This is a genomic window from Bryobacter aggregatus MPL3 (assembly GCF_000702445.1).
Taxonomy (GTDB): Bacteria; Acidobacteriota; Terriglobia; order Bryobacterales; family Bryobacteraceae; genus Bryobacter; species Bryobacter aggregatus.
This window is the reverse complement of record NZ_JNIF01000004.1, coordinates 1,068,719-1,092,269: the sequence shown is the minus strand read 5'-3', so window position 1 is coordinate 1,092,269 and position 23,551 is coordinate 1,068,719. Positions and strand designations below refer to the sequence as shown.

The following is a 23,551-nucleotide window of genomic DNA, read 5'->3' as shown; positions in this document are numbered from 1 at the left end:
CGCGATATGATGCGGGCAATGAGACTCCGTCTCCTCGCCCTCTTCCTCACGAGTCTCGCCAACGCTGAACCGATTCTCGATCGCTATTGCGCCGGCTGTCACAACGAAAAGTTGAAGACGGCCGGCCTTTCCATTGCCGCGGTGGACTTCCATCAGGACAGCGCCGCCGCCGAGAAAATCATCCGCCGCCTGCGGGCTCGCCAGATGCCGCCGCCCGGCCTTCCTCGTCCCGACGAAGCGACCTATCAAAGTCTCGTCACTGCTCTTGAAGCCTCTGTAGACAAGGCTGCTCTTGCAAATCCCAACCCTGGCCGCACGGACACTTTCCGCCGTCTGAACCGCAACGAATATCAGAATGCGATTCGCGATCTTCTCGCGATCGATGTCGACGTCACTCCGCTGTTGCCGGCAGACGAAGCGAGCCACGGGTTCGACAACATCACCGTCGGCGATCTTTCTCCGACACTGCTCGAGCGCTACCTGAACGCTGCGCGGAAGATCAGCCGCCTTGCCATCGGCGCGCCAATCAAGGCCCCGAATGGCGACACCTTCACCCTGCCGCCTGACCTCACGCAGGAGGACCACTTCGACGCGCTTCCGCTCGGCACTCGTGGCGGCACCTCGCTGCGCTATACCTTCCCGCTCGACGCCGATTACGAGATCGTCCTCCGTCTCGCCCGAGACCGCAACGAGCACGTCGAAGGTCTCACTGAAGCACACGAAGTAGAGATCCTGATCGATGGCGAACGCGTGCAGCGGTTCACCGTCAAGCCGCCCAAGTCCGGCGAAGACCACCACGCCGTCGATCTCCATCTGAAGCTCCGCACCGCAGTCAAGGCGGGTCCGCACCAGATCGCCGCCGCCTTCGTCAAGAAGCCCACCGCTCTTCTCGAAACTGAACGCCAGCCGTATCCGGCGCACTTCAATATGGACCGCCACCCGCGTGTCCAACCAGCCGTCTATTCCGTCAGCGTCAATGGCCCTTATGAAGCAAGAGGCCCCGGCGACACACCAAGCCGCCGCAAGATCTTTGTCTGTACCACCCAGGACAACAAATGTGCCGAACGCATCTTCAGCAATCTCGCACGCCGTGCGTATCGCCGTCCGGTGGACGCGAGCGACCTCCGCGCTCCGATGAAGTTCTACACCGCGGCTCGCGCAACAGCGCCTTTCGAGGAAGGCATTGAAATGGGCCTGCGTGCGATTCTTGTTAGCCCGGAATTCCTCTTTCGCGTTGAGCGTGATCCAGACAAGCTCGCCGCTGGCGCCGCTTACCGGGTCAGCGATCTGGAACTCGCCTCGCGGCTCTCTTTCTTCCTCTGGAGTAGCATCCCCGATGAAGAGCTTCTTGCTGCTGCCGAGTCCAAGACTCTTCACAACGCCGCGGTGCTCGACAAGCAGGTCCGCCGCATGATGCGCGACCCGCGTTCCCGCGCCCTCGTCAATCACTTTGCCTCGCAGTGGCTCTATCTCCGTAACATCTCCTCGACACTTCCGGATATGCGCCTTTTCGCCGATTTCGATGACAATCTGCGCCAGTCCTTCCGGAAGGAGACGGAGCTTTTCGTGGAAAGCATCTTGCGCGACGACCGCAGTATTCTCGATCTTCTCCGTGCGGACTACACCTTTCTCAATGAACGTCTGGCGAAGCATTACGGGATTCCAAACATCTATGGCAGCCGCTTCCGCCGAGTTCAACTCGATGCGGATAGCAAGCGCGGCGGCCTCTTGCGCCAAGGGAGCCTGCTGCTTGTCACTTCCTATCCGACACGCACCTCACCGGTCATCCGTGGCAAGTGGGTGCTCGACAATCTCCTAGGCATTCCGCCCCCACCTCCGCCGCCCAATATCCCCGCCTTGAAGGACAAGGCAGCGATCGGCAAGAACCTCTCGATGCGCGAACGTCTTGCCGAGCACCGCGCCAACCCGGCCTGTGCCGGTTGCCATCAACTGATGGATCCTATTGGCTTCGTTTTTGAAAACTACGACGCCGTAGGCCGCTGGCGCGAGCGGGAAGACTCGCTTCCTATCGACACCGCCGGGGCGCTGCCTGATGGGACCAAGTTCCAAAGCGTCGCTGACTTGCAGAAGGCCTTGCTCCAGCGTCCCGAACTCCTGGCTTCCACCTTTACCGAAAAACTACTCACCTTCGCTCTCGGGCGCGGAGTGGAATTCTACGACGAGCCTGCCGTCCGTGCCATCACGCGCAAAGCAAGCACTGACGACTATCGCTTCTCCTCGTTTATTCTTGGGGTAGTTAGCAGTCAGCCATTTCAAATGAGGAGATCCAAATGATCGTCACCAAGAAGGCGCTTCCCAGAAGAAGTTTCCTGCGCGGAGGTGGCGGCCTGCTCGCTCTGCCCCTGCTCGATGCGATGGCGCCTAGCATGACGGCGCTGGCTGCAACTGCCGCTGCTCCTGTCCAGCGGCTTGGCTATGTCTACATGCCGATGGGCGCGTACATGGCGCAATGGACCCCGCAGAGCCAGAACGGCCGCATCACCAAGCTGTCCCCAAGTCTCAGCTCCCTCGCGCCTGTACTCGATCAGATCTCCGTCCTGAACAACCTCGAACTCAAGAACGCCTACCCTGGGACTCACGCTACTTCAAACGCTGCCTTCCTCAGCGCGGCTACCTCGAAGTGGACCGAGAGTAGCGATTACGAACTCGCCACTACGGCCGATCAGATTGCAGCGCAGAGTGTTGGCCAGGCCACGCGGCTGCCCTCGCTGGAGTTGGCGATGGATCTGCTTACTACGGTCGGACAATGCGACAACGGCTATGCCTGCGTCTATCAGAACAACCTCTCCTGGTCTTCCCCCACCACGCCTCTTCCTGCCGACGCACATCCTCGCGTCGCCTTCGAGCGTCTCTTCGGCGACGGAGGAACCGCAACGGAGCGGCTCGCCGAGATGCGCAAGCAGGCCAGTCTTCTGGACTACATGCGTGAGGACATCTCCCGTCTCCAGCGCAAGCTCGGCGCCAGTGATCGTACGAAGGTCAGCCAATATCTCGACAGCGTGCGTGAGGTCGAGCGCCGCATCCAGATCGCCGAGGCAAAAACAGAGCATTCCAATCTGAAAGACCTGGACCGTCCGGTTGGCGTTCCTGCTGCCTACTCCGATCACGCGAAGCTGATGTTCGACCTGCAAGTGCTCGCGATGCAAGGCGACGTCACCCGCGTCTTCACCTTCCAACTGGCGCGTGAAACCTCGACTCGTACCTACCCGGAAGTCGGTGTTTCTGAGGCGCACCATCCCCTCACGCACAACGGTGGCGATCTTGAAAAGCTCGCAAAATGCGCAAAGATCAACGCCTTCCACGTCTCGCTATTCGCCTACTTCCTCGAACGCCTGAAAGCAACTCCCGATGGCGACGGCAGCCTCCTCGACCACACCACCTATCTGTATGGCAGCGGGATGGGCAATGCGGACATCCACGATCATGTCAATCTGCCGATCATTGTGGCTGGTGGCAAAGGGGGCCGTCACATCACCTACGAGAAGCCCACTCCGCTTGCCAACCTGCACCTCACATTGCTCAATCGGGTTGGCGTCAAGATCGATCGTTTCGCCGATAGCAACGGCAAAATTAAAGAACTCGGCGAGCCCCTCAGCGTCTGATGCACCAAGCCATTCTCATCGCCACCCTCCTGGCTGCGGACACGCTTCCGGAAGCCGTACATGCCGACAAACTCGATGTCGCACAGCGGATGATCCGTGCGGGCGCGAGCGTCCAGGAAGCGAATCGCTACGGTGTTACGCCGCTCTCGTTGGCTTGTGAAAACGGCAACGCCGCCATGGTCCGGCTTTTGCTGCAAGCGGGCGCCGATCCGGAAACCACACTCCCTGGTGGCGAAACGGCACTGATGACCGCCTCCCGTACCGGCAATCTGGAAGTGGTGCAACTCCTGCTCGCGCACGGCGCCAAAGTGGATGGCAAAGAAGCGCGTCGCAGTCAGACCGCGCTCATGTGGGCCGCCGCAGAAGGCCACGCGAAGGTGATCGAAGTCCTGGTCGCAGCTGGAGCGGACCTCCATGCCCGCGTCAGTTCGGGCTTCACTCCGTTGCTCTTCGCCGTGCGGGAAGGCCACTCCCAGGCTGTCTTCACGCTGCTCAAGCTCGGAGCAGACCCGAACGAAAGCATCGAACTCGCCCCCGGCGTCACGAAGAAATCACTGGGCCCTCGTGCGGGAACCAGTGCATTGCTGCTGGCGGTGATCAACGCGCATTTCCAACTGGCGGCGGATCTTCTCGATCGCGGAGCGAACCCCAACGGAGATGCGTCCGGCTGGACCGCTCTCCACGCCATTTCCGACGTGCGAAAGCCTGGGGTCGGCGACAACAATCCTGCGCCCTTCGGTTCTGGTCTGATGACCAGCCTCGAGCTTGTCAAGAAACTCAAGGAGAGTGGCGCGAATCTCGACGCCCGCATGACCCGGCGCATTGCAGTCGGACTGACCGGAATTAACACTCTTGGCGCAACGCCTTACTTCATCGCCGCCCGCGCCGCGGATGCGGAGCTGATGCGTGCTTTGGTGCAACTCGGCGCGGATCCCAAGATCCCCAACGCCGATGGCTCTACGCCGCTCCACGCGGCGGCCGGACTCGGCACTCGTTCGCCTGGCGAAGATGCAGGCACCGAAACAGAAGTCGTCGAGGCCCTGGCCGTTGCGCTCGAACACGGGGCTGACATCAACGCAGTGGACAAGAATGGCGAAACGGCCATGCACGGCGCGGCCTATAAGAATTACCCCGCTGCCGTCCTATACCTGGCCTCAAAGGGCGCGAAGCGAGAGATCTGGAACCAACCAAACAAGCAGGGTTGGACTCCCATGCGCATTGCAGAAGGCTACCGCTTCGGCAACTTCAAGCCATCGCCCGAAACGGTTGCTGCGTTGCAAAAAGTTCAATAGGGTACAAAAGCAAAAGTCCCGCTCAGGCCGAAGCAGGAGCGGGACGAAAATGAGGTCGGGTTTCTGTAGAGGAATTACTTCTTCTTCCGCTTGCCGCCAAAGTCAGAATCCATCTTGGCGTAGCCGGCCGGCACCTGGAAAATGCTCTCCTCGATTGCAGCCGTCGAGAAATTGCTCGCGTCGGTTACCGATTCCATCATCAACATGCCGTCCGGACTCTTGCTCGCCGCTGCGGCTTCCGTCGCAGTCTTCCGCGCTTGTTCTGCCTGAGCGGCTGCGTCGGCATCGGCCTTCGCCTTAGCGTCCGCTTCCGCCTGTGCGGCCGCATCGGTCTTCTTCTTGCCGAAGCCGCCAAAGCCACCCATCTTGCCCCCGAGTGCACCACCCAGCATGCCGCCCATGGAACCACCCAGTGCGCGTCCTGCCGCATTCCCGGCTGCCTGTCCGCCAGCCTGCTTCACGGCGTCGCCGGCAGTGGGTGCATTTCCATTCGTTCCACCGTTTCCGTCCGTGTTGCCGCCATTCGCGCTGGAAAGACTGGGCATCTGGACACCTGGCATTGTCACACGGGAAATCGTCAGCACGGGAATGCCGGGAGTCTTTTGCATCTCCTCTGTCATCTTCCGCATGCCTTCGGCCATGCCACGCTGTCCGGCCATTGCCGACTGCATCTGCCCGAGGCTTAAGAAACTGCGTTTGTCCGACAGACGAGCCAGAAACGCTTTGTATTCGCCGTAGCCAGTCACCGCTTCGCTGTGCCAGCTATCGTTCTTCATGAGGAGTGCTGTGCCCGAATTCTTTCCATCGGTCGCACCAATCTCAATGGTAAAGAGCACTTCCTTGGCCGGATAGCCACCCACTTCTTTTTGCACTCCGGTCGCCTTCACATCAAAGCGGATATCCAACTGGGCATCCTGGTCCTTCGTGTTGTTCTTCACTTCTTCCTGCGCCTCGGCCATGCGTTGGCGCATCTCGTCGAAGGTCAATTGCCAGTATTGCCGATCCTTGTGATTGAGATTGGTGAAGAGCTGCTTGTCAAAATCGATGATCGTTGTGCTGTCTGTGCTCACCGTCGCAATGCGGCCACCCTTGTAGTAATGCGTTGTCTTGACGGGTTCCTGCTTCTTCCCAAAAGTCAGCTTGCTCGCCATTCCTTTGGTAATACGGGTTGTGCTCTCGTACCGGAAGTCTGCCATCAGCAGCGCGGGCAGGGTTAGGAACATGACAGCTTTTTTCATCGGGTTACCTCCACTTCATCTAGAGCAGTTCGCTGCTCTCCCTTACAGTAGCGGAACTTGATCCTAAAATTGGCTCATCTTCACTGAGCTTTAATTTCTTGGTAGCCAGGCGGTACCGCAAACTCATGTTCCTGGACGGCAGATTCCTGATAATCCTGGATCTGCACAGTGGCATCCATTACTTTTGCGCCCATTGAAATTCGCAGCGAAAGCGGCAGGTTGTTTTGGCCGCGAATGGATTGCAGCCCTTTTTCGATCCCAGGCGCCAGTGGCGTGAGTGTTTCCATGGCGGGCAGCAGATAGCCGAGCCCGTACTTGGCGCGAAAGCGGGCCAGGCTCGGCATGGCGCTGCCATCCCCCACGCGCTCGACGCTCGTTGATGAGGAGCCGTCGCCGCCAAACAGCTTTTTCAATCCATCGACAAGTGCGGTCGGGAAATCGGCGGCAATCCGCTGCCTCATCTCTTCGATTTTCACGCGTTCAAAAGTCTTGTCCGTGTGATCGAGGATCACTACATTCGACGTTGCATAGTCGACGATGAGAGTACTGGTGTCGCCTTTGACGAGGATCTTCGCGCCTTTGAGCAATACCGTCTCGCCGCTGCTGTTCAGCTTGCTCAAGCCCGCCACCCGGGCCCCCAACTGCACCAGCAGATTCGCCTTCACTTGATAGGCAAGCTGATAGCGTGCGTCGGCGGAGAGTGTCGTCGCAATGCAAAGGAGACCGGCGATACAGCGTTGCAACATCTATTTGACTTCTGTATCACCCGAAGGGAGTTCGAACGGGGCGGCCTGCCGCAGACTCACCATACACCCAATTAAAATTTTTCTCATTCCACTCCTTACTCGACTTCTTTGTATCCCGCCGGAATCTCAAACAGCTTCGCCGGCAGCGGTCCGCTCGTAATCTGCGTCGCTTTCACAATCATATTCATTCCGGCAGGTGGCGCTGCATCGATTCCTGGCGGCAATAACTGGTCCATCCCGGTGATCTTGGTCTGAATCTTCATCTCGAGGCAAAGACTCCCTGGCGGGATCGCCTTCCGGACAGCCGCTCCATGATCCGGCAATCCGTTCAGCAACGGTGCGATCTGCATCTCCAGCGGCGACTTTGTGCCCTCTCCGGCGGCCAATCCCGCGATCGGATTGCTTGCCCAGATCTCCATATTCGTGGTTGTTCCGATGATCACCGGCTCACCCTGAGGATTGCGAACTCCTTCCATCGGCATCTCGATCTGAAACCGAATTGCCGTTCCTTTGGCCGTGTATCCTTCGATCTTCCTGCTGGTTGGAATCGCTTTCGTCTCCACATTCAGCTTCATTCCACGATCCTTCAAATCCTGAAGTTGCCGGCCGAGTGCAGTTTCGCTCGCCGCTTCCACCCCTTTACTCCAGGACTTTGTCTTCGGATCGATGTAGATCGTCTCTTGCGTCTGCAAGTCCGTTCGCACGATCGCCGACTTGGTCTGGAACAAATAGTACTTCCCATTGGTGAGTACCTCGCCTTGGCACTCATCCAGCACCTTCTGCAAAGCGGGGTCTTCTTTGGTCACCTCGCCCAGTTGCAATACCTCACAACGCATCTGGTAACGGAGATCGGCCGAGGCGGCCGAACTGAACGCGGCAAGTAAAAATACGAGACTTCGCATGTTTCCTCGGACGCGCGCGGGCTTTCCGCGTTTCCGATTCTCCAAAACGCTCATAAGTTTCGCATCCTAGTAGATAGAGATGCATCTCTCCGCAGTCAGCTACCTGAATACCCGTCCCCTCGTCTGGGGATTTCTGAACGGCCCCCAGCAAGGACTGGCCCAAGTGGATTTCGATCTCCCGAGCGTTTGCGCCCGCCGCCTTGCCTCGCGCGAAGTGGATGCTGGCCTGGTTCCTGTTGTCGAAGCCGCCCGGCTCCACCTTGCGCAAATCGGCAGTCTCGGCATCGCCTGCCGCGGCCCTGTCCGCAGCATCCTGTTGCTTTCGAAGGTCCCCATTCGAGACATCCGCACGCTCGCCCTCGACAGTTCCTCGCGATCGTCTGTGATGCTGGCGCGCATCGTTCTCGAACGGGGTTACCAGTTGGAACCCAACACCCTCACAATGGTTCCCGATCTTCCCGCAATGCTCGGACGCGCCGACGCCGCGCTGATCATCGGCGATCCTGCACTCCGCATCGATCCTGCCAGCAGCGGCCTCCACGTGCTCGATCTGGGCGAAGAGTGGCTGAAGCTCACCGGCCTCCCCATGGTCTTTGCGATTTGGGCCGGCCCGAAACAGAACCCGGAACTCGCCGCTCTCCTCCAGGCCAGCTATGACTACGGTAAGACCCGGCTCAACGAAATCGTCCTTGCAGAAGCCGCGGAGCGCAGTCTGTGGCCCGGCCTCGCCTACGAATACCTGAACAGTCTGATCCAGTTTGAGATCGTCGACGACTACAAACGCGGCATGAAGCTCTACATTGAAGAAGCGATGCGCATGGAAGGAAAACAACTCGCATGACACGCCAGCAGGCTACCGAAGCCTTTCTCTCCGATGACCTCATCGGCCTCGGCATGGAAGCCGATCAAGTCCGGCAGCGTTTCCACCCCGACAACATCGCCAGCTACATCATTGATCGCAACATCAATTACACAAACTTCTGCACCGAGTACTGTACCTTCTGCAACTTCTACCGCCCGATGAACTCGCCGGAGGGTTATATCCTCACCCGCGAAGACATCTACCGCAAGATCCAGGAAACCATCGATCTCGGCGGGACCGGCGTCCTGATGCAGGGCGGCCTCCATTCCGAACTGAAGATCGATTGGTATGAAGCACTCTGCCGCGATATCAAACTGAAGTTTGGCGACAAGATCTGGCTCCACTTCCTCAGTGCCCCCGAGATTCTGAATATCGCGCAGATCTCCGGCATCAGCGTCCGCGACACCATCGCCCGTCTCCGCGATTCCGGTCTGCAGTCCATCCCCGGCGCTGGGGCTGAAATCCTTGATGACGAAGTCCGCCACCGCATTGCCCGGCTCAAGTGCAATGTCGAAGAATGGGTGGACGTCCATCGCACGGCGCACCAGCTCGGCCTCAAGACTACCGCAACGATGATGTATGGCACCGGCGAAACTTTCGAGCATCGCCTCAACCACCTTGAGGTCATTCGCAATCTACAGGAAGAGACGGGCGGCTTCACCGCCTTCATCCCCTGGAGCTTCCAGCGCGAAGGCACCTCGCTCGGCCGCTTTGTCAAAGAAGAAGTCACGGCCGTCGAGTTCCTCAAGATGCTCGCCATCAGCCGGGTCTTTCTCGACAACATTACGAACATCCAAACCAGTTGGGTCACTCCTGGCTTGAAGGTCTGCCAGATGGGCTTGCGCTTTGGGGGCAATGATGTCGGCAGCATCATGATCGAAGAGAATGTCGTCTCCCAGGCGGGGGCCCGCTTCCATGCGACGGAAGAAGACCTGCGTCATCTCATCCGTGATGCCGGGTTCATTCCGAAGCAGCGCGACACTCTTTATCGCACCTACTACCTCAACTAAAGCCATGAAGCTCAGACTCCGCGCCAACACCATTCGTCTCCGGCTGGTCAGAGCCGAGGTGGAACAGCTATCCACAGGCCAAGCCATTGTCGAAACGCTGTCCACCCCTACGCCCTTCCACTTCCAACTCGCCCCCACGGCAACGGACGAACTCCGCGCCAGCTTCGAGCAATCGACACTGACCATCGAGGTTCCTCACGCTTGGGCCGCCACCTGGGCTGCCAGTGAGGAGGTGGGCCGCTCCGCGACCAGCGGTGGCGTCTCAATCCTCATCGAGAAAGATTGGGCTTGCACCACGCCGCGGAGCGGCGAGGACGACTCCGATACTTATCCGAACCCGGTGGGGTTAAGCTAAGTAGCTTGGCAACCGCAAATTCTGATACGGCCTTCTTTGGCCACCCTCGTGGCCTCTCCACCCTGTTCTTTACCGAGATGTGGGAGCGCTTCAGCTATTACGGCCTGCGCGCCATCCTAATCCTCTACATGATGGCCGACCCTGCTACTGGCGGCCTTGGCTTTGGCATCGGCAAGGCGACCGCGATCTACAGCCTCTATGCTTCGATGAACTATCTGTTGTCGCTGCCCGGCGGTTGGCTCGCTGACAAGTTTCTGGGGCTGCGCAACGCGGTCATCCTCGGGGGCCTGCTCATCGCCAGCGGCAACGCGCTGATGTTCTTTCCTGGCATCGAGGTTTTCTATATCGGGCTCGCGGCCATCATCTTTGGAACCGGCTTCCTCAAGCCCAATGTTTCGACCATCGTCGGCACGCTCTATGAACAGAACGATATCCGTCGCGATTCTGCCTTTTCCATCTTCTATATGGGCATCAACGTCGGTGCGCTCATCGCCCCGCTGATCGTTGGGTACCTCGCACAACGCGTCAATTGGCACTACGGCTTCGCTGTCGCTGCCGTCTTCATGGCTATTGGCATCATCCAGTTCATTCTCGGCTCGAAGTACCTGCCACGCCGCGTCTTTGTCCCCGTCCCACCATCGGACATCCTCGAGCAGCAGCAACGCAAAGTATGGTTACAGTACGGCTCTGTTGCCCTCATCGCCACCGCGGCACTGCTGTTTCTTCTGGCGCCCGCGGCAGAAGCACTCGCGGATCTGTTCGGCTATTTGCTCCTCCTCATCGTTGCCGTCGTACTGAGCTACTTGCTGTTCAAGGAAAGTCCGAACGCCTACGAGCGCCGCCGTCTCGCCGTCGTCTGCATCCTCTTCTTCATCTCGGCGATCTTCTGGTCCAGCTTCGAGCAAGCAGGAAGCACACTGAATCTCTTTGCCGAGCAGAACACAAACAATACGGTCTTTGGCTATGCCTTCCCCTCATCCTGGTACCAGAGCCTGAATTCGGCTTTCCTCATCCCGCTCGCCCCCGTTTTCGCTGCCCTTTGGATTCGCATGGGCACCCGGCAACCGAGCGTCCCGGCAAAATTCACCATCGCGCTGTTCTTGGTGGGGCTTGGTTATTTATTCCTGGTGCCTGGAGCCGAGCTCTCCGTTGGAGGCAACAAGGTTTCGCCCCTCTGGCTCACCGGAACTTACCTGATCCATACCGTCGCCGAACTCTGCCTCTCTCCAGTTGGCCTCAGCGCCATGACCCGCCTCGCCCCGGCGCGCATGGCTGGTTTCATCATGGGTGTTTTCTTTCTCTCGATCTCCGCCGGCAACTATGTCGGAGGCCGCATGGCGGGCTTCTACGAGAAGTTCCCGCTCCCCCACCTCTTCGGCGCCATCGGCGCCTTTTGCATCATTGTCGCGCTGCTCTTCGCGATCTTCATCAAGCCGGTTGCAAAGATGATCGATGCTGCGCCTGCATCCACTGCGCCGTCTGCCTGAAGCTCCGCACCCCTGCAATCGAACCAAGTTTTGTCACACTGAGCGCCGCAGCCGCATTCGCAAACTGGGTGGCGGCAACGGGCGGTTGGCCTCGGAGCGACGCAGCAATCCAGGCTCCGGCAAAGACGTCTCCGGCGCCCGTCGAGTCCATCGCGGCAACGGTATAACCAGGCACAGCCACGCCATCCACCACGGCCCCTTGCTTGCCACGCTTGAGCACCACCCGCTTGGCTGGCAACAACGGAATCGCCGCTTGCCAACTCTTTGCGCCACTGATCAGCATCGCCTCTTCCTCGTTGACGAACAAGACATCCACCCATTCGAGGCAGGGAAGCACGACGCTCCCCCACTCCCCGCGAGAATCCCAACCGGCATCGAGAGAGGTCGTCATCCCCGCCTTCTTCGCACGACGCAGATTCTCAGGGGCCAGCGTCCGCAACGCCGGAACCCCAAACGGATTCGCGACATGGAAATGCTCTGCTTTCGGCATCCGCAGCGCCTTGGTGAGCGCCCCGCGGCTCGCCCCAGGCCGGTGTACAAAGGCCCGCTCTCCGGTTTTCTTCACCATGGCGAGTGTCGTCGGAGTTGGCAGTGCCAATCGCTTGACGCCGCTGGTCTCCACGCCCACGTCCTCCAAGAGCCCCAGCAGCTCCGTACCTTCGGCATCCTTTCCGACCGCGCCTGCCAGCATCACCTCGACACCCATCTTCGCGAGCGTATAGGACGTATTCGCGCCATTGCCACCGACACTCCGCGCAAACTCATCCACCCAGATCGTGCCATCCCAACGCAACTCCGTTACGGGCCAGGCAAGCAGATCCAACACCAGATTGCCCGCCACCAACACCCGGCTCAATCAAACACCTTATCGAGCGGAATTGTCCTGCTGACTGTGCCTGCCTTCAATTCCAAGGCCCGCCCTTTCAGTTGTGCTTCCACCATCTCCTCCCCGCTCAATCCCCACCGCGAGAAATACTTGCCCTTGCCGCGGATCCACAAGGGTGTATCCCGCCACTCGACTATCGGTGTGCGTGACACCTCCATCGAGGTCACCGCAAACTGGACTGGCGATACGGCAATCGCCATCGTATTGCCGCTCAGCCGGGTCAAAGAAATCCACCGTTCCGGCTGGCTTGCCGGCATCGCGCAGACATCCTTCACACAGTTTCCGGCATAAGCGGAAATCTTCTTCCAGTCAAAACGGCCGCTCGCGACATAGTAGCTGGCTGGTTCCCCGATCACCGCGACGATCCGATCCAGATCCTTGCGAAAGTCAAAGCCGGTCTTCTCGATAAATTCCCGATACTCCGGCTCCTCCCCTCCTGCTTCGCCCGCCAGTTGGGCGATCACCGCGCGGTCCACAACCAGGACGATTCCTTCGTTGCTGGGCAGGTGCCGCACCATATCGGCTACGGTCATACTATGCTGTCGAGTCCAAAGCCACAGTGCGCCCAACCCAATCAGCGCTGCTGCAGGCAACCATCGTTTCACGACTTCAGGATACGCGACGGCAGCATCGCCATCATGTCGCGAAACTGATTCAGATCGAGACTCTGCGCGCCATCGCTCCAGGCTTTATCCGGATTCGGATGGCATTCCACCAGCAAGCCGTCTGCCCCCACGGCGAGAGACGCTTTGGCCAGGGGCGCAATCAGACTCCGCCGGCCCGTCGCATGGCTCGGGTCCACAACCACCGGTAAGTGCGTCATCTCCTGCATCGCAGGCACCGAAGCAATATCAAGCACGTTGCGCGTATGCGAATCGAAACTCCGAATCCCCCGTTCGCAAAGAATCACATCCGGGTTGCCATTCGCCAGAATGTACTCCGCCGCCATCATCCATTCCTTCAACGTTGCTGAAAGACCCCGCTTCAACAACACCGGCTTGCCGCATTTCCCCAGCGCCCGCAGCAAAGGGTAGTTCTGCATGTTCCTTGCGCCCACCTGCAGCAGATCAGCATAAGAGGCCACCATTGCGATCTCGCTTTCGGCCATCACCTCGGTCACCACCCCAAGTCCGAAACGCTCCCGCGCCAAAACAAGCAGACGTAATCCCTCCTCGCCCAGACCCTGAAACTCGTAAGGCGAAGTGCGCGGCTTGAACGCCCCGCCGCGTAACAACGCGCCACCGCTCTCTGCAATCACCTCGGCACAGGCCATCAACTGCTCTTCGCTTTCGACGCTGCAGGGACCGGCGATCACCGGGAAGCTGCCATCGCCAAAAGCGATCTCACCAACCCGGACGATACTATCCTCCGCCTGGCATTCTCGACTCACTAACAAGTTCACAACGCTCTCCTCAATAGCAAAAGGCCCACCCGGAAGCTTCCGAGTGGGCCGTATTGTCTAAATCAAAATTAGAATTAATGTTTCATGACACGGGGGCTCACTCGTTCGCTGAACGCGAAGTACCAATAGCTAAATCGGTAGGAGTGGGCAAAGGCCATGACTTCCCGAATGATAACTCAAAGAAATTTAGTTGTCACGTTTGCCATTCCGGATTGATCCCTAGTCAAGCTTTCAGGTAAGCTATGAAACGCTTTCGGATTTCCGGAAAGGTTTTTTGACACGTGAATATGTACCTCAGTGCTGCTAGCGGCCAATCAATCCTCGTCTCGATTCTCGGCATTAGCGCGTTTGGCATGATCGTTGCCTTGTACCTTGCGCGATTTGTTCTTGCGAAGGACACAGGAACCCCGGAGATGCGAAAGATCTCTGACGCCATCAAGGAAGGCGCTGAAGCGTACATGAGCCGGCAGAATGTCACCATCGCCGGTCTTTCTATTCTGCTTGCCGTCATCATTTATGTGAGCTACCTGGTGGGCAAAGGCGACACGCAGCTCGCCGTCCGCATGACCATCAGCTTTCTCTTCGGCGCGATGTGTTCGCTGGCCGCTGGCTTCAGCGGGATGTGGGTTTCGATTCGAGCCAACATCCGCGTTGCTGCTGCCGCCCGCTCCAGCCTCGGCGAAGCGATGCAGATCGCCTTGCGGGGCGGGGCCGTCACCGGCATCGCAGTCACCGCGCTGTCCACCTTCGGCGTGACCTTACTCTTTGCCTTTTTCGATGGACTCACCAGACCGCAGGATGTACCCGGTCAGATTGTTGCCTTCGGTTTTGGCGCGAGCTTTGTCGCCCTCTTTGCACAACTGGGCGGCGGCATCTATACCAAGGCTGCCGACGTTGGAGCCGACCTCGTCGGCAAGATGGAAGCCGGAATTCCGGAAGACGACCCCCGCAATCCCGCCGTCATTGCGGATCTTGTCGGCGACAATGTGGGAGACTGCGCTGGTCGCGGCGCCGACATCTTCGAATCCACCGCCGCTGAGAACATTGGCGCCATGATTCTTGGCGTCACGCTCTATAAAGTCTTCGGCCTCTCCGGAATCCTGTTCCCCCTCTACACCTGCGCCCTCGGTCTCATCGCCAGCATCGTTGGCGTTTTCACTGTCCGTCTCAAGGGCAATGAGGACCCCATGCGCGCACTCAACCGTGGCTTCTATGTCACCAGTGCGATTGCGATTGGCGGCTTCTACCTGGCAATTCGCCAACTCCTCGGCGGCAACCTATGGCTCTTCGGAGCGGGTGTCGTCGGCATCCTCACCAGCTTCCTCTTCGTTTTTCTCACGCAATATTACACAGACCACACACATCGCCCTGTCCGCTTCATTGCCGAAAGCTGCACGACGGGCCCGGCTACCGCCATCATCACAGGCCTTGCTGTCGGAATGGAGTGCACCGGGCTGGTGGTCCTTACGATCACCGCCGCCATCTTCACGTCGTATTGGATGGGGATGCAAGCGGCACTCCCAGGGGTCACCCTGTTGTCGAGCGGTCTTTATGGCACCGCCATCGCCACCATGGGCGTGCTCTCCACTGCTGCCTATGTCCTCGCCATGGACACCTTCGGCCCGATTACCGACAATGCTGGCGGCATTGTCGAAATGTCGAAGCAGGCTCCCGAAGTGCGCCATCGGACCGATCTTCTCGATGCCGCAGGCAACACCACAAAGGCTTTGACCAAGGGCTACGCCATCGGCAGCGCCGCGCTCGCCGCCTTCCTCCTCTTCAGTGCCTACATCGATGAGGTAAAACTGGTGCTGGCGAAGCGGCTCGGCAAAGAATTTGACCAGATTCCCTTCAGTGTCGACATCGGACAGGTTCCTGTCTTCCTCGGTGCCTTGCTCGGGGCCATGCTTGTTTTTGTATTCAGCTCTTTGGCGATCCAGGCCGTGGGCCGGGTGGCGCAAACCGTGATCTGGGAAGTGCGGCGGCAATTCCAGGAGAACCCGGGCATCCTCGCCGGCACCAGCCTGCCCAATTACCGCCAATGTGTCGACATCGTCACTCGTGGCGCATTGCGGGCGATGATTGTCCCCGGTGCACTGCCGGTCCTTGCCCCCATCGTCGTCGGGCTGCTCTTCAAGCAATTGCCCCCCGCCGCCGATGGCACTCCCATGGGAGCCTGTGCCGTCGCCGCCCTGCTCATGGTGGGAACGATCACAGGAATCCTGATGGCCTCCTTCATGAACAATGGAGGCGGCGCCTGGGATAACGCGAAGAAGTACATCGAACTCGGACACTATGGCGGCAAGGGCTCCGATGCGCACAAGGCCAGCGTTGTCGGCGATACGGTCGGAGACCCCTTCAAGGACACCGCTGGTCCGTCGATTCACGTTCTCATTAAGCTATTGGCCACCATTACGCTGGTGGCCGCACCGCTATTTATTTAGTAGGAAAGCCCGGAGCGGCCTTGGTTTCGGCAATCTGTCCCAGATGCCGTTCCGTATGGGCGGCCAGCAACAGATACACCTGATAGGCATCGATTTCGAAATCCGGCAAAATTTTATGCCGCAAGTCCTGATCCTGGGTGGCCTCCACTAGCGCGATCGTCTGGTCCCGCTTGGTCCTAAAATCGGCTAACCGCTTGGTGGAATTGGCGTAGCCTTCTTTGGGCTCAATCACTTCGGGCGCCTTCATCTTCTGCTTCCGGTCTCGAACCGAAGCGAGCACTTCTTCATCTTTTTGCGCGCTCTTCCGCGCAGGATCGGCGGGGCTGCTGGCCGCTTTGCGGTAGAGGGACAGCATATGGTCCTCCGTCAACGCCAGGTGATCGGCCAACTGCGCCAGCGACCAGCGATCGGCGGCCGGCTTCCATTTCATTTGCGCTTCGCTCAAATTTGCCATCGCATCCAGCAGCAATTTTCGCGACGCATGCAATTCACTCATGGCACGCTGGCGCTCCCCAGGAGTCAATGTGACAGCGGGGGCGAGCATCGCGCCGAGTACTACAATCGGGATCAACCTCAACATCATTCTCTGATACTAGTATTTTTCTCATGGGGTTCTCCTAATGCTTCCTGACAAAATGACCGATTTCTTTATATAGAATGGCGAGTCTCCTAAATGCCGCTCCGCTAGCCGCAATCGGTGAACACGTTGAGCTCTTCACCGCTCACGATACTCCGCCGACGATTTTGCTTGTGGACAGCACAGAACTCAATCGCCGTGTCATTCGGGCCACCCTCAATGGCGTCGGGTCTCGCTTCCTTGAGGCGAAGCGACCCAGCGAAGCCTTTGCCATTCTCGATTGCGAGCGAGTGGACTTGGTCATCTGTGACATGTTTCTGCCAGAACTCAATGGAATGGAGTTCTGCCGCCGCCTCAAAGCCAATCGTGCGACACAGCTTCTTCCCATTCTCATGCTCACCAGTGTGCAGGGGGCGGAGCACGAAGTGGCTGGCCTGACGAGCGGCGCAGACGAATATCTCCTGCAACCAGCTCATCCCAGTATTCTCAAGGCGCGCGTTCAATCAATGCTGCGCCATAAGGCGGCTCTCGATTCTCTCGATGAGGTCGAAAGCATCCTGTTTACGCTGGCTCAGGCGGTTGAGGAGCGCGACAAGTGTACTTCCGATCATTGTCGCCGCCTGTCTTATTACAGTGTCGAGATGGGCATTCGCCTCGGCCTCGGCCGCAATGACCTTTTGGCTCTCCATCGAGGGGGCTATCTGCACGACATCGGAAAAATCGGCATTCCGGACTCCATCCTGAATAAGAAAGGCCGCCTCAACCCCGAGGAGTGGAATGTCATGCGCAGCCATGTCACACGGGGCGAAGAGATCTGCCGTCCGATGAAGAGCCTGGAAGCGGTTCTCCCCATCATTCGTCATCACCACGAACGTTGGGATGGCACGGGCTACCCGGACGAGTTGAAAGGATCTGAGATTCCTCTCCTGGCCCGGATTCTGCAAACCGCCGATGTTTTTGATGCCTTAACCAGTGAGCGCCCCTACAAAGCGGCACTGTCTCCGAGCGATGCCTGCCGGGTTCTCGAAACCGAGGCTTTGACGGGTTGGCGCGATCCGGAACTCGTGCCACTCTTTGTCAACATGATTGAAAATGACAACGACGCCTCCCGCATGTCAAGCAGCTTACGGGCCATGGCGCATGGCATCAATCAGGGCTAGGCAATCGATCTCCGTATTTGATAGAGTCTCGGCATGATCCAACGTAGAACGATCTTTCAAGCAGTACTCCTTCTCGGAACCCTCTGCTTCACCCTGTCTGCCGCCGACATTGCGGGCAAATGGGTGGCAGAAGTTCCCGGTCGCGACGGCCAGAAGCGCGAACAACCGATGACCTTCAACGTCGATGGCAATAAGCTCACCGGTACCATTGGGGGCCAAGGGGGCGACACCGCTATCCAGGACGGCAAAATTGAGGGCGACACTATTACGTTCAAAGTCACCCGGGAGATGGGGGGCAATTCGGTTACCTGGACCTATACTGGAAAAGTGAGCGGCAAGGAAATTGCGTTCAAGCGTGAAGGTGGCCGGGCTCCGCAAGAATTTACCGCAAAGCGAGTGAATTAGCCTATCGGTATCAATGGACTGGAAGTATAAAAAAGTTAGATGAGTTCTTTTTTTGGGTCTTATGCTGCCCCCGTCGTGCAGCATCGTGAAAAAGAGTATTGGGAAGACCACCTCACGGATAAGGCTCGCATGGGACCCCAAGAAGAATGGCTCCGGTATTCTCGCGAAACCTATGCCGCGTGGGTCCGCCAATATCTCTCCGGTGGAGAACGCGTTCTCAAGACAGATTGTTTCGAGGAGATTCGCGGTACGGAGATCGTCGATGCGCTGACAGAACGTTATGGTCAGGTGGTCATTGGCGACTTGGCTGTTCCAGCACTGCAGCAAGCGGCCCATCTCTGTAAGGATCCAAAGTTGAATTGGGTCCAGTCCGCAGCCCAGAATCAGCCTCTGGCTGACGCCAGCTTCGACGCTGTCACCTCATTCTCCACGCTCGATCACTTCCGCTCGGTTGAAGAGATCAGTCAGAGCCTGCGGGATCTGGCCCGTCTCACTCGTCCCGGCGGCCAACTGCTGATTACCCTCGACAATGACGCGAATCCGCTGATCTCGATCCGGAATCTGCTCCCCAACAAGTTATTATGCCGTCTGGGCCTTGCGCCCTACGAATATGGCCGTACCCTTGGTCCACAGGCCTTCCGTGCCGCACTCGAAGACTCCGGCTGGCGAGTGAAGACATTCACTAGCGTCATTCACCAACCGCGCGTTCTTGCTGTTGCAATGTCCCGTTTCTGCAACACCGGTGGACTGCTTACTCCCTGCCGCTACCGGCTCATCCTGCATCCGTTCGAAATGCTGGGCCGCTTGCCAACCCGCATGCTCAGTGGCTACTTTCTTCTGGCGCATTGCCATCGCGCTGCTTGAGCAACTGGAGAAACTCTTCCGTATTCTCCGGCAACGTTTCGCTCTCGAGCCACAAGCAAGCGGACAAGCCGGCGGGAACAAGCTGCGCTCCAATCGAACAGCCCACCAATCTTCCGCAATCCCGCACGATCGGCGCATACTGTTCCAAATAGGCGTGCACCGTTGCGGAAGGACGCGACCAGTACAGGGCGATCTCATCAAATGAAACATCGGGCGAGTCATAGAGCACAGATCCCCAGCGGCGTTTATACTGCAGCAAGCCATCGGTCAACGAGGGCCGGCTTCCTCGAAAGTCCACCTGGCGGCAGCCCCACTCGCGGGCGACGGCGAAGCTGTAGGAATAGCAAGCTGTCATCGCGCCGCTGCGGCGAGAACCCATCCGTGTCCCAATGGCGGATAGAATCAGCGTCGTCCCATCGCGTTGGATCACGGCCCCGCCAATACGGCCATTTTCGCTTGTAATCCAAAGCAAAGCTCCTCGTTGCACCATCTGCTTCACTTGGCGAACTGGCATTAAGATCGCATGGGCACCATGGCGTTCGATCATCGTGGGCCGGTAATATTCGTGATAGAAAACATCCGCGCTCGCTAGGTCGTAGTCGAGGGTGAATTCGAGCTTTTGCTTGCGCACCGTCTGCATCGCGCCCGCAACGCGTTCGAGTTGGCGCTTTTCTTCGATCCTGTCTCCAGGCACCGGGCTTCGATGGCCTACCCAGGCAGGCATGGAAAGAAAGCGGCCTCCAAATAGGAGCCGTCCCGAAAAACGCCCGGTCTGTGCAAATACCAGATCCGCTTCTTGGCTCAAGGTCTCTAAGCGTTGACGAAGATTCCAGGATCGGACCGACCCCAGTTCCTCAACGTGCGGCTCTCCCGCAAAGAGCCGTCCGAGCAGATGATCCCGAAATCCCAGGGACCGGCTTGCGATCACGATCGAACCTGTCTCCGCACTGCCTCGCAATGCCGCACGGTATCGAATCAGCCGGTAGCGTGCCCCCAGCGAGCAGATGGAAAAATAGCAAGACCACACGCGCCCGCTCCAGCGGTGGGGGACCCAGGGGCTTACCAGCTCATAGAGCGTCAAGAAAGCGGCCGCTGGAAATACCGCCGCCAGGGTCCCCACTGATAAAAGCCCCAAACCGAACGGCGTCGAAATCCGAATTTGCTGAAGGCTCGAATCGATGCTTGGTTGTATCGAAAGATGATGCTCAGTGCTCGTTTCCGGCCCTGCGCCCGGTAGTGTTCCATCACTGTGCCGAGCAAGGCTCCGAAAATTCCGGCGCCACGGCATTCTGGAACGGTATACACGGCAAACACATAGATTCCATCCTGCCCCAAGACAAGATCGCGATCAAGATAGCTCAAGCGATAGTCCCGATCTGTCGCCCACAGCCGGGCGGCAATCCGCCCCTCCGCCCGAGCCACAAAGCAGGCCGCACCGGGCTCCTTCGCATGTTCTCTCGCTTCTCCCGGATCTTCCGCTCCCGAGGCAAAATAGTCCTCCAGTTCCTCGACCTGCACCATTGAAATCTGCACAGGGATTCTGGAGGTGGGCACTTGCAGTTCTTTCTCGAAATCGAACTCGAAGATGGGCATCTCGCGATAGACCGAGAGGCCAGCCAACACGCGCAGGTGCAAACCATGAAGACCAAAATCACGCACGTGCTCGGCGAGCCGCTGAAAACTGCTTGGCATCTCCCTTCAGCTTAACGCTCGTTAATGCCGAATGACGGCTCTGAATTTCTCGCCGATCCGGATTGGAATCCGCTCCATTGCTTCACATTCAAAGGCGACACGCTCTGGCAGATTTGCAGAGATCGCCTCTTCGATGTGGGGCAATTCCGACATCTCCGTCGCCAATTGCACAATGAGCGATTGGTCCGGTTGTTGGATCACTCGCCATTGCCGCAAGCGCGTATAACGTCCCAGCACTTCGTGGAAAAATTCCCAATGCAGCGTTCGTCCTGAAGGCAAGTGCACGGAATCCATCGCCCGGCCATGGATGACTTGCAACACCGGATTGGTCCGTCCACAGACGCACGAGGAGTGGAAGGATTGTGGCTTCCATTCTCCAAGATCTCCTGTCCGGTACCGGATCATCGGCATTCCGGTCTGGTTGAGATCGGTCACGACAATCTCTCCCTCGATCACCTCTACGATGTGACTGTCGGCGCTGATATGAAAGCCAACATGCGCTTCGCATTCCCAGGCAAAGTCCGACAATTCCACCAGGCCATAAACATCAATCGGATTGACTCCGAGACGGCGTTGGATCAATGCTCGATCGGCCGGATACAGCGTCTCGCCATCGGAGATAACAACACGGGGCGGCACACGCAGGGGAGGGCAAACGGTAGCCAGCGTGCGGAGTGTGCCTGCCGAGGCGACTAGAAAGGCCGGCCGTTCGGCCAGAAGAGTTCTCACCCAGTCCTGCGGATCATCAAGAATCGAGAGCCACGTCTTCGGAGCAATCCCCAATCGCTGGACAGGGTGAATGGTTCCTTTGGTCATGCGAATCTCCATCGTCCGGTCGGTCCAACTGAATCCATGCTCGAACAAGATCCGCCAGGCCGCCACGCGTTGCGCCCGTTGCCCCGCCTGGTCCAGCAGAATCCGTAATGGGATACCGGAAGATCCTGAAGTGGAGACCATATTGCAATGCTCCAGCGCAATCCCGCTGGCAATCATCTCGCGCGGGGGCGTCTCGCGGATCTGTTGCTTTTGCAGCATCGGCACCCGCGCCAGATCGGCAAGACTTTTCAGTTGTTTCGGATGAAAACCATGTTGGTCAAAGTGTTGCCGATAAAAAGGTACCTGGGCATAGGCGCCTTCCAACAGACGCTGTAACAGGCGAAGTTGGTGGACCGGAAAGCGTTCTCGAGGCCAATAGCTGGAAGCGAGTGCGTTACGAATGCCGCATATCGTTTGAATTCCATTTCTGATCATCAACCACAGCCGCCGTGGACGCCAGTTTCGATATACTCGTCAGTCATGTCAGCGCAAATTAATCCTGTCCGTATCTTCGGAATCATGTCGGCCTTCCAGCAAAGTGCAGCGCTGAAAGCAGCGATCGAGCTGGAACTCTTCAGCGCAATTGGAGAAGGGAACTCCACCGCTGGAAAGATTGCAGAACGATGCCAGGCTTCAGAGCGTGGCATCCGCATCCTGGCCGATTTCCTCTGTGTACTGGGTTTGCTTTCGAAGGAGGGGCTGAACTACTCCCTTGCACCCGAAGCCGCTCTCTTCCTGGATCGGAAGTCTCCGGCCTATCTGGGCGCGATGACTACCTTTCTTGGCGGCAAGAACATCCAGCAACAGTTCTCTAGTCTAACGGAAGCGGTGCGTAAAGGTGGAGTAGCGGACAACCAAGGTAGTACTGTAACCGAGTATGAAGGTTGGATCGACTTCGCAACGAGTATGGAAGCGATGATGGGGCCGGCGGCGCAGCAGATTGCGCAGGCGGTGACGGGGAGCAGACAGGATGCCATTGAGGTGCTCGACGTTGCGGCCTCTCACGGTCTTTTCGGGTTTGCCATTGCGCAGCGCAATCCGCAAGCCCGGATCACGGCGCTGGACTGGGAGAATGTCCTGCAGATCACTCGCGCAAATGCTGCGCGCTGGGGACTGGCAGACAGGGTTCGCACGATCGCAGGCGACGTCTTTACCGTGGATCTCGCCGGGCCCTACGACGTCGTATTGCTGACGAACCTTCTGCACCACTTCGATTTTGAAACGAATGTACGGCTGCTCCAGCGCATCAAAGCAGTTCTCAAGCCGGGTGGCCAGGTGCTGACTCTCGAGTTTGTGCCCAATGAGGATCGAATCTCGCCGCCCGCTTCGGCCACCTTCTCACTCGTCATGCTGGCATCCACTCCGGCGGGGGACGCCTACACCTTCTCCGAGTTCGAGCGCATGTTTGCAGAAGCGGGCTTCGCCTCCAGCGCTCTCGTCCCCTTGCAGGACACGCCGGAAGCACTCATTCTCAGTCAATTGGCCTAAGAAAGCGCGGCCGCGTCAATACTCGCGATTCTCACGACAATTTTGGAAGCCTGTTGGTTTCGGCCTTCAATGAAGTGCTCTCCAATGGCAGTCACCAGCAAGCCGATCGTTTGCCCGTGCAGATAGAGGGTGACGCCTTTCTTGGTCTCCATGCTGCTGCGCAGTACATTCAGGATGGGGTCACCGTTCTGTGTTTCGGCCACCAGCGCGGAAGCGATGGTAAAGGGAATCATTCTTCGTGTCATATTGCGTTCTCAAAAGAGAATGCGCGAACCGGCCCCAGAACCGATCACGGAAAAAGA

General features: G+C 58.3%; 23 protein-coding genes. 12 read left to right on the top strand and 11 right to left on the bottom strand.

The window, feature by feature from the left end; all coding sequences use genetic code 11:
* Nucleotides 1–18 precede the first annotated feature (18 nt).
* The 3 genes from M017_RS0124475 to M017_RS0124465 are packed head-to-tail and all read left to right on the top strand — an operon-like array spanning nucleotide 19 to nucleotide 4,915.
* Nucleotides 19–2,295, top strand: coding sequence for a DUF1592 domain-containing protein (locus tag M017_RS0124475; protein WP_238326036.1), 2,277 nt, complete (start codon nucleotides 19–21; stop codon nucleotides 2,293–2,295).
* Nucleotides 2,292–3,623, top strand: a complete 1,332-nt coding sequence (locus M017_RS0124470) for a DUF1552 domain-containing protein (RefSeq protein ID WP_031500874.1) — start codon at nucleotides 2,292–2,294, stop codon at nucleotides 3,621–3,623. The genes M017_RS0124475 and M017_RS0124470 overlap by 4 nt, the downstream gene beginning before the upstream one ends.
* Nucleotides 3,623–4,915 (top strand): ankyrin repeat domain-containing protein, encoded by a 1,293-nt coding sequence (locus tag M017_RS0124465; RefSeq protein ID WP_051670828.1) that lies wholly within the window; start codon nucleotides 3,623–3,625, stop codon nucleotides 4,913–4,915. The genes M017_RS0124470 and M017_RS0124465 overlap by 1 nt, the downstream gene beginning before the upstream one ends.
* 74 nt (nucleotides 4,916–4,989) lie before the next feature.
* On the opposite strand, the gene M017_RS28305 is transcribed toward M017_RS0124465, so the two are convergent.
* The 3 genes from M017_RS28305 to M017_RS0124450 form a co-directional block, all read right to left on the bottom strand.
* Complete coding sequence (locus M017_RS28305; RefSeq protein ID WP_155121610.1) at nucleotides 4,990–6,153, bottom strand: hypothetical protein; 1,164 nt, start codon at nucleotides 6,151–6,153, stop codon at nucleotides 4,990–4,992.
* An 80-nt stretch (nucleotides 6,154–6,233) separates the two neighbouring features.
* On the bottom strand, nucleotides 6,234–6,899 hold the full coding sequence (locus M017_RS0124455; RefSeq protein ID WP_031500871.1) for a hypothetical protein: 666 nt from the start codon (nucleotides 6,897–6,899) through the stop codon (nucleotides 6,234–6,236).
* Nucleotides 6,900–6,994: 95 nt separating this feature from the next.
* Entirely contained in the window at nucleotides 6,995–7,801 is an 807-nt protein-coding gene (locus M017_RS0124450) for a hypothetical protein (protein ID WP_155121609.1), read from the bottom strand.
* A gap of 79 nt (nucleotides 7,802–7,880) precedes the next feature.
* Here M017_RS0124450 and M017_RS0124445 point away from each other — a divergent pair, with 79 nt between their 5' ends.
* From M017_RS0124445 to M017_RS0124430, 4 genes are read left to right on the top strand one after another with little or no spacing between them, the layout of a single operon-like run.
* The gene (locus M017_RS0124445) at nucleotides 7,881–8,642 is read left to right on the top strand and encodes a menaquinone biosynthetic enzyme MqnA/MqnD family protein (protein WP_051670827.1); all 762 of its coding nucleotides are present in this window, start codon (nucleotides 7,881–7,883) and stop codon (nucleotides 8,640–8,642) included.
* Nucleotides 8,639–9,673 carry a cyclic dehypoxanthinyl futalosine synthase gene (gene mqnC / locus M017_RS0124440; RefSeq protein WP_031500868.1) on the top strand — a complete coding sequence of 345 codons (1,035 nt, stop codon included), beginning with the start codon at nucleotides 8,639–8,641 and terminating at the stop codon, nucleotides 9,671–9,673. The genes M017_RS0124445 and mqnC overlap by 4 nt, the downstream gene beginning before the upstream one ends.
* A gap of 4 nt (nucleotides 9,674–9,677) precedes the next feature.
* Nucleotides 9,678–10,028 carry a DUF7009 family protein gene (locus tag M017_RS0124435; RefSeq protein WP_031500867.1) on the top strand — a complete coding sequence of 117 codons (351 nt, stop codon included), beginning with the start codon at nucleotides 9,678–9,680 and terminating at the stop codon, nucleotides 10,026–10,028.
* 5 nt (nucleotides 10,029–10,033) lie between these two features.
* A complete protein-coding gene (locus tag M017_RS0124430) occupies nucleotides 10,034–11,515 on the top strand; it encodes a peptide MFS transporter (protein WP_031500866.1) in 1,482 nt (493 codons plus the stop codon).
* Here M017_RS0124430 and M017_RS0124425 read toward each other — a convergent pair.
* Genes M017_RS0124425 through aroF form a run of 3 tightly spaced genes read right to left on the bottom strand, consistent with a single transcriptional unit; the run spans nucleotide 11,457 to nucleotide 13,803 of the window.
* Nucleotides 11,457–12,362, bottom strand: coding sequence for a carbohydrate kinase family protein (locus M017_RS0124425; RefSeq protein ID WP_238326055.1), 906 nt, complete (start codon nucleotides 12,360–12,362; stop codon nucleotides 11,457–11,459). The genes M017_RS0124430 and M017_RS0124425 overlap by 59 nt on opposite strands.
* Nucleotides 12,363–12,367: 5 nt before the next feature.
* Nucleotides 12,368–13,006: a hypothetical protein gene (locus M017_RS0124420; protein WP_155121608.1), complete on the bottom strand. Its 639-nt coding sequence runs from the start codon at nucleotides 13,004–13,006 to the stop codon at nucleotides 12,368–12,370.
* Nucleotides 13,003–13,803, bottom strand: coding sequence for a 3-deoxy-7-phosphoheptulonate synthase (aroF, locus tag M017_RS0124415; RefSeq protein WP_051670826.1), 801 nt, complete (start codon nucleotides 13,801–13,803; stop codon nucleotides 13,003–13,005). The genes M017_RS0124420 and aroF overlap by 4 nt, the downstream gene beginning before the upstream one ends.
* A 287-nt stretch (nucleotides 13,804–14,090) precedes the next feature.
* On the opposite strand from aroF, the gene M017_RS0124410 reads away from it, so the two are divergent.
* Nucleotides 14,091–16,247, top strand: coding sequence for a sodium-translocating pyrophosphatase (locus M017_RS0124410; RefSeq protein WP_080508141.1), 2,157 nt, complete (start codon nucleotides 14,091–14,093; stop codon nucleotides 16,245–16,247).
* Here M017_RS0124410 and M017_RS28300 read toward each other — a convergent pair.
* Nucleotides 16,240–16,830 carry a DinB family protein gene (locus M017_RS28300; RefSeq protein WP_031500861.1) on the bottom strand — a complete coding sequence of 197 codons (591 nt, stop codon included), beginning with the start codon at nucleotides 16,828–16,830 and terminating at the stop codon, nucleotides 16,240–16,242. The two genes, M017_RS0124410 and M017_RS28300, sit on opposite strands and share 8 nt — an antisense overlap.
* 74 nt (nucleotides 16,831–16,904) lie before the next feature.
* Between M017_RS28300 and M017_RS0124400 the strand changes: the two genes are divergently transcribed.
* Genes M017_RS0124400 through M017_RS0124390 form a run of 3 tightly spaced genes read left to right on the top strand, consistent with a single transcriptional unit; the run spans nucleotide 16,905 to nucleotide 19,253 of the window.
* Nucleotides 16,905–17,984 (top strand): HD-GYP domain-containing protein, encoded by a 1,080-nt coding sequence (locus M017_RS0124400; RefSeq protein ID WP_051670825.1) that lies wholly within the window; start codon nucleotides 16,905–16,907, stop codon nucleotides 17,982–17,984.
* A 33-nt stretch (nucleotides 17,985–18,017) separates the two neighbouring features.
* Complete coding sequence (locus M017_RS0124395; RefSeq protein WP_051670824.1) at nucleotides 18,018–18,389, top strand: hypothetical protein; 372 nt, start codon at nucleotides 18,018–18,020, stop codon at nucleotides 18,387–18,389.
* Nucleotides 18,390–18,428: 39 nt separating this feature from the next.
* On the top strand, nucleotides 18,429–19,253 hold the full coding sequence (locus tag M017_RS0124390; protein WP_031500858.1) for a class I SAM-dependent methyltransferase: 825 nt from the start codon (nucleotides 18,429–18,431) through the stop codon (nucleotides 19,251–19,253).
* Here the strand turns inward: M017_RS0124390 and M017_RS0124385 are convergent.
* From M017_RS0124385 to M017_RS0124375, 3 genes are read right to left on the bottom strand one after another with little or no spacing between them, the layout of a single operon-like run.
* Entirely contained in the window at nucleotides 19,210–20,280 is a 1,071-nt protein-coding gene (locus tag M017_RS0124385) for a hypothetical protein (protein ID WP_155121607.1), read from the bottom strand. The two genes, M017_RS0124390 and M017_RS0124385, sit on opposite strands and share 44 nt — an antisense overlap.
* A 50-nt stretch (nucleotides 20,281–20,330) precedes the next feature.
* The gene (locus M017_RS0124380) at nucleotides 20,331–20,945 is read right to left on the bottom strand and encodes a GNAT family N-acetyltransferase (protein ID WP_031500856.1); all 615 of its coding nucleotides are present in this window, start codon (nucleotides 20,943–20,945) and stop codon (nucleotides 20,331–20,333) included.
* 21 nt (nucleotides 20,946–20,966) lie between these two features.
* Nucleotides 20,967–22,196, bottom strand: coding sequence for a phenylacetate--CoA ligase family protein (locus M017_RS0124375; RefSeq protein ID WP_031500855.1), 1,230 nt, complete (start codon nucleotides 22,194–22,196; stop codon nucleotides 20,967–20,969).
* Nucleotides 22,197–22,241: 45 nt separating this feature from the next.
* On the opposite strand from M017_RS0124375, the gene M017_RS0124370 reads away from it, so the two are divergent.
* Nucleotides 22,242–23,249 (top strand): class I SAM-dependent methyltransferase, encoded by a 1,008-nt coding sequence (locus M017_RS0124370; RefSeq protein ID WP_031500854.1) that lies wholly within the window; start codon nucleotides 22,242–22,244, stop codon nucleotides 23,247–23,249.
* Here the strand turns inward: M017_RS0124370 and M017_RS0124365 are convergent.
* Nucleotides 23,246–23,482 carry a hypothetical protein gene (locus tag M017_RS0124365; RefSeq protein ID WP_031500853.1) on the bottom strand — a complete coding sequence of 79 codons (237 nt, stop codon included), beginning with the start codon at nucleotides 23,480–23,482 and terminating at the stop codon, nucleotides 23,246–23,248. The two genes, M017_RS0124370 and M017_RS0124365, sit on opposite strands and share 4 nt — an antisense overlap.
* Between the last annotated feature and the right edge of the window lie 69 nt (nucleotides 23,483–23,551).

What these genes read in the sequence shown, in the direction of transcription:
- M017_RS0124475 (WP_238326036.1), top strand. Translation starts at nt 19, where the DNA reads ATGAGACTCCGTCTCCTCGCCCTCTTCCTCACGAGTCTCGCCAACGCT.
- M017_RS0124470 (WP_031500874.1), top strand. Translation starts at nt 2,292, where the DNA reads ATGATCGTCACCAAGAAGGCGCTTCCCAGAAGAAGTTTCCTGCGCGGA.
- M017_RS0124465 (WP_051670828.1), top strand. Translation starts at nt 3,623, where the DNA reads ATGCACCAAGCCATTCTCATCGCCACCCTCCTGGCTGCGGACACGCTT.
- M017_RS28305 (WP_155121610.1), bottom strand. Translation starts at nt 6,153, where the DNA reads ATGAAAAAAGCTGTCATGTTCCTAACCCTGCCCGCGCTGCTGATGGCA.
- M017_RS0124455 (WP_031500871.1), bottom strand. Translation starts at nt 6,899, where the DNA reads ATGTTGCAACGCTGTATCGCCGGTCTCCTTTGCATTGCGACGACACTC.
- M017_RS0124450 (WP_155121609.1), bottom strand. Translation starts at nt 7,801, where the DNA reads ATGCGAAGTCTCGTATTTTTACTTGCCGCGTTCAGTTCGGCCGCCTCG.
- M017_RS0124445 (WP_051670827.1), top strand. Translation starts at nt 7,881, where the DNA reads ATGCATCTCTCCGCAGTCAGCTACCTGAATACCCGTCCCCTCGTCTGG.
- mqnC (WP_031500868.1), top strand. Translation starts at nt 8,639, where the DNA reads ATGACACGCCAGCAGGCTACCGAAGCCTTTCTCTCCGATGACCTCATC.
- M017_RS0124435 (WP_031500867.1), top strand. Translation starts at nt 9,678, where the DNA reads ATGAAGCTCAGACTCCGCGCCAACACCATTCGTCTCCGGCTGGTCAGA.
- M017_RS0124410 (WP_080508141.1), top strand. Translation starts at nt 14,091, where the DNA reads ATGTACCTCAGTGCTGCTAGCGGCCAATCAATCCTCGTCTCGATTCTC.
- M017_RS28300 (WP_031500861.1), bottom strand. Translation starts at nt 16,830, where the DNA reads ATGATGTTGAGGTTGATCCCGATTGTAGTACTCGGCGCGATGCTCGCC.
- M017_RS0124400 (WP_051670825.1), top strand. Translation starts at nt 16,905, where the DNA reads ATGGCGAGTCTCCTAAATGCCGCTCCGCTAGCCGCAATCGGTGAACAC.
- M017_RS0124395 (WP_051670824.1), top strand. Translation starts at nt 18,018, where the DNA reads ATGATCCAACGTAGAACGATCTTTCAAGCAGTACTCCTTCTCGGAACC.
- M017_RS0124390 (WP_031500858.1), top strand. Translation starts at nt 18,429, where the DNA reads ATGAGTTCTTTTTTTGGGTCTTATGCTGCCCCCGTCGTGCAGCATCGT.
- M017_RS0124380 (WP_031500856.1), bottom strand. Translation starts at nt 20,945, where the DNA reads ATGCCAAGCAGTTTTCAGCGGCTCGCCGAGCACGTGCGTGATTTTGGT.
- M017_RS0124375 (WP_031500855.1), bottom strand. Translation starts at nt 22,196, where the DNA reads ATGATCAGAAATGGAATTCAAACGATATGCGGCATTCGTAACGCACTC.
- M017_RS0124370 (WP_031500854.1), top strand. Translation starts at nt 22,242, where the DNA reads ATGTCAGCGCAAATTAATCCTGTCCGTATCTTCGGAATCATGTCGGCC.
- M017_RS0124365 (WP_031500853.1), bottom strand. Translation starts at nt 23,482, where the DNA reads ATGATTCCCTTTACCATCGCTTCCGCGCTGGTGGCCGAAACACAGAAC.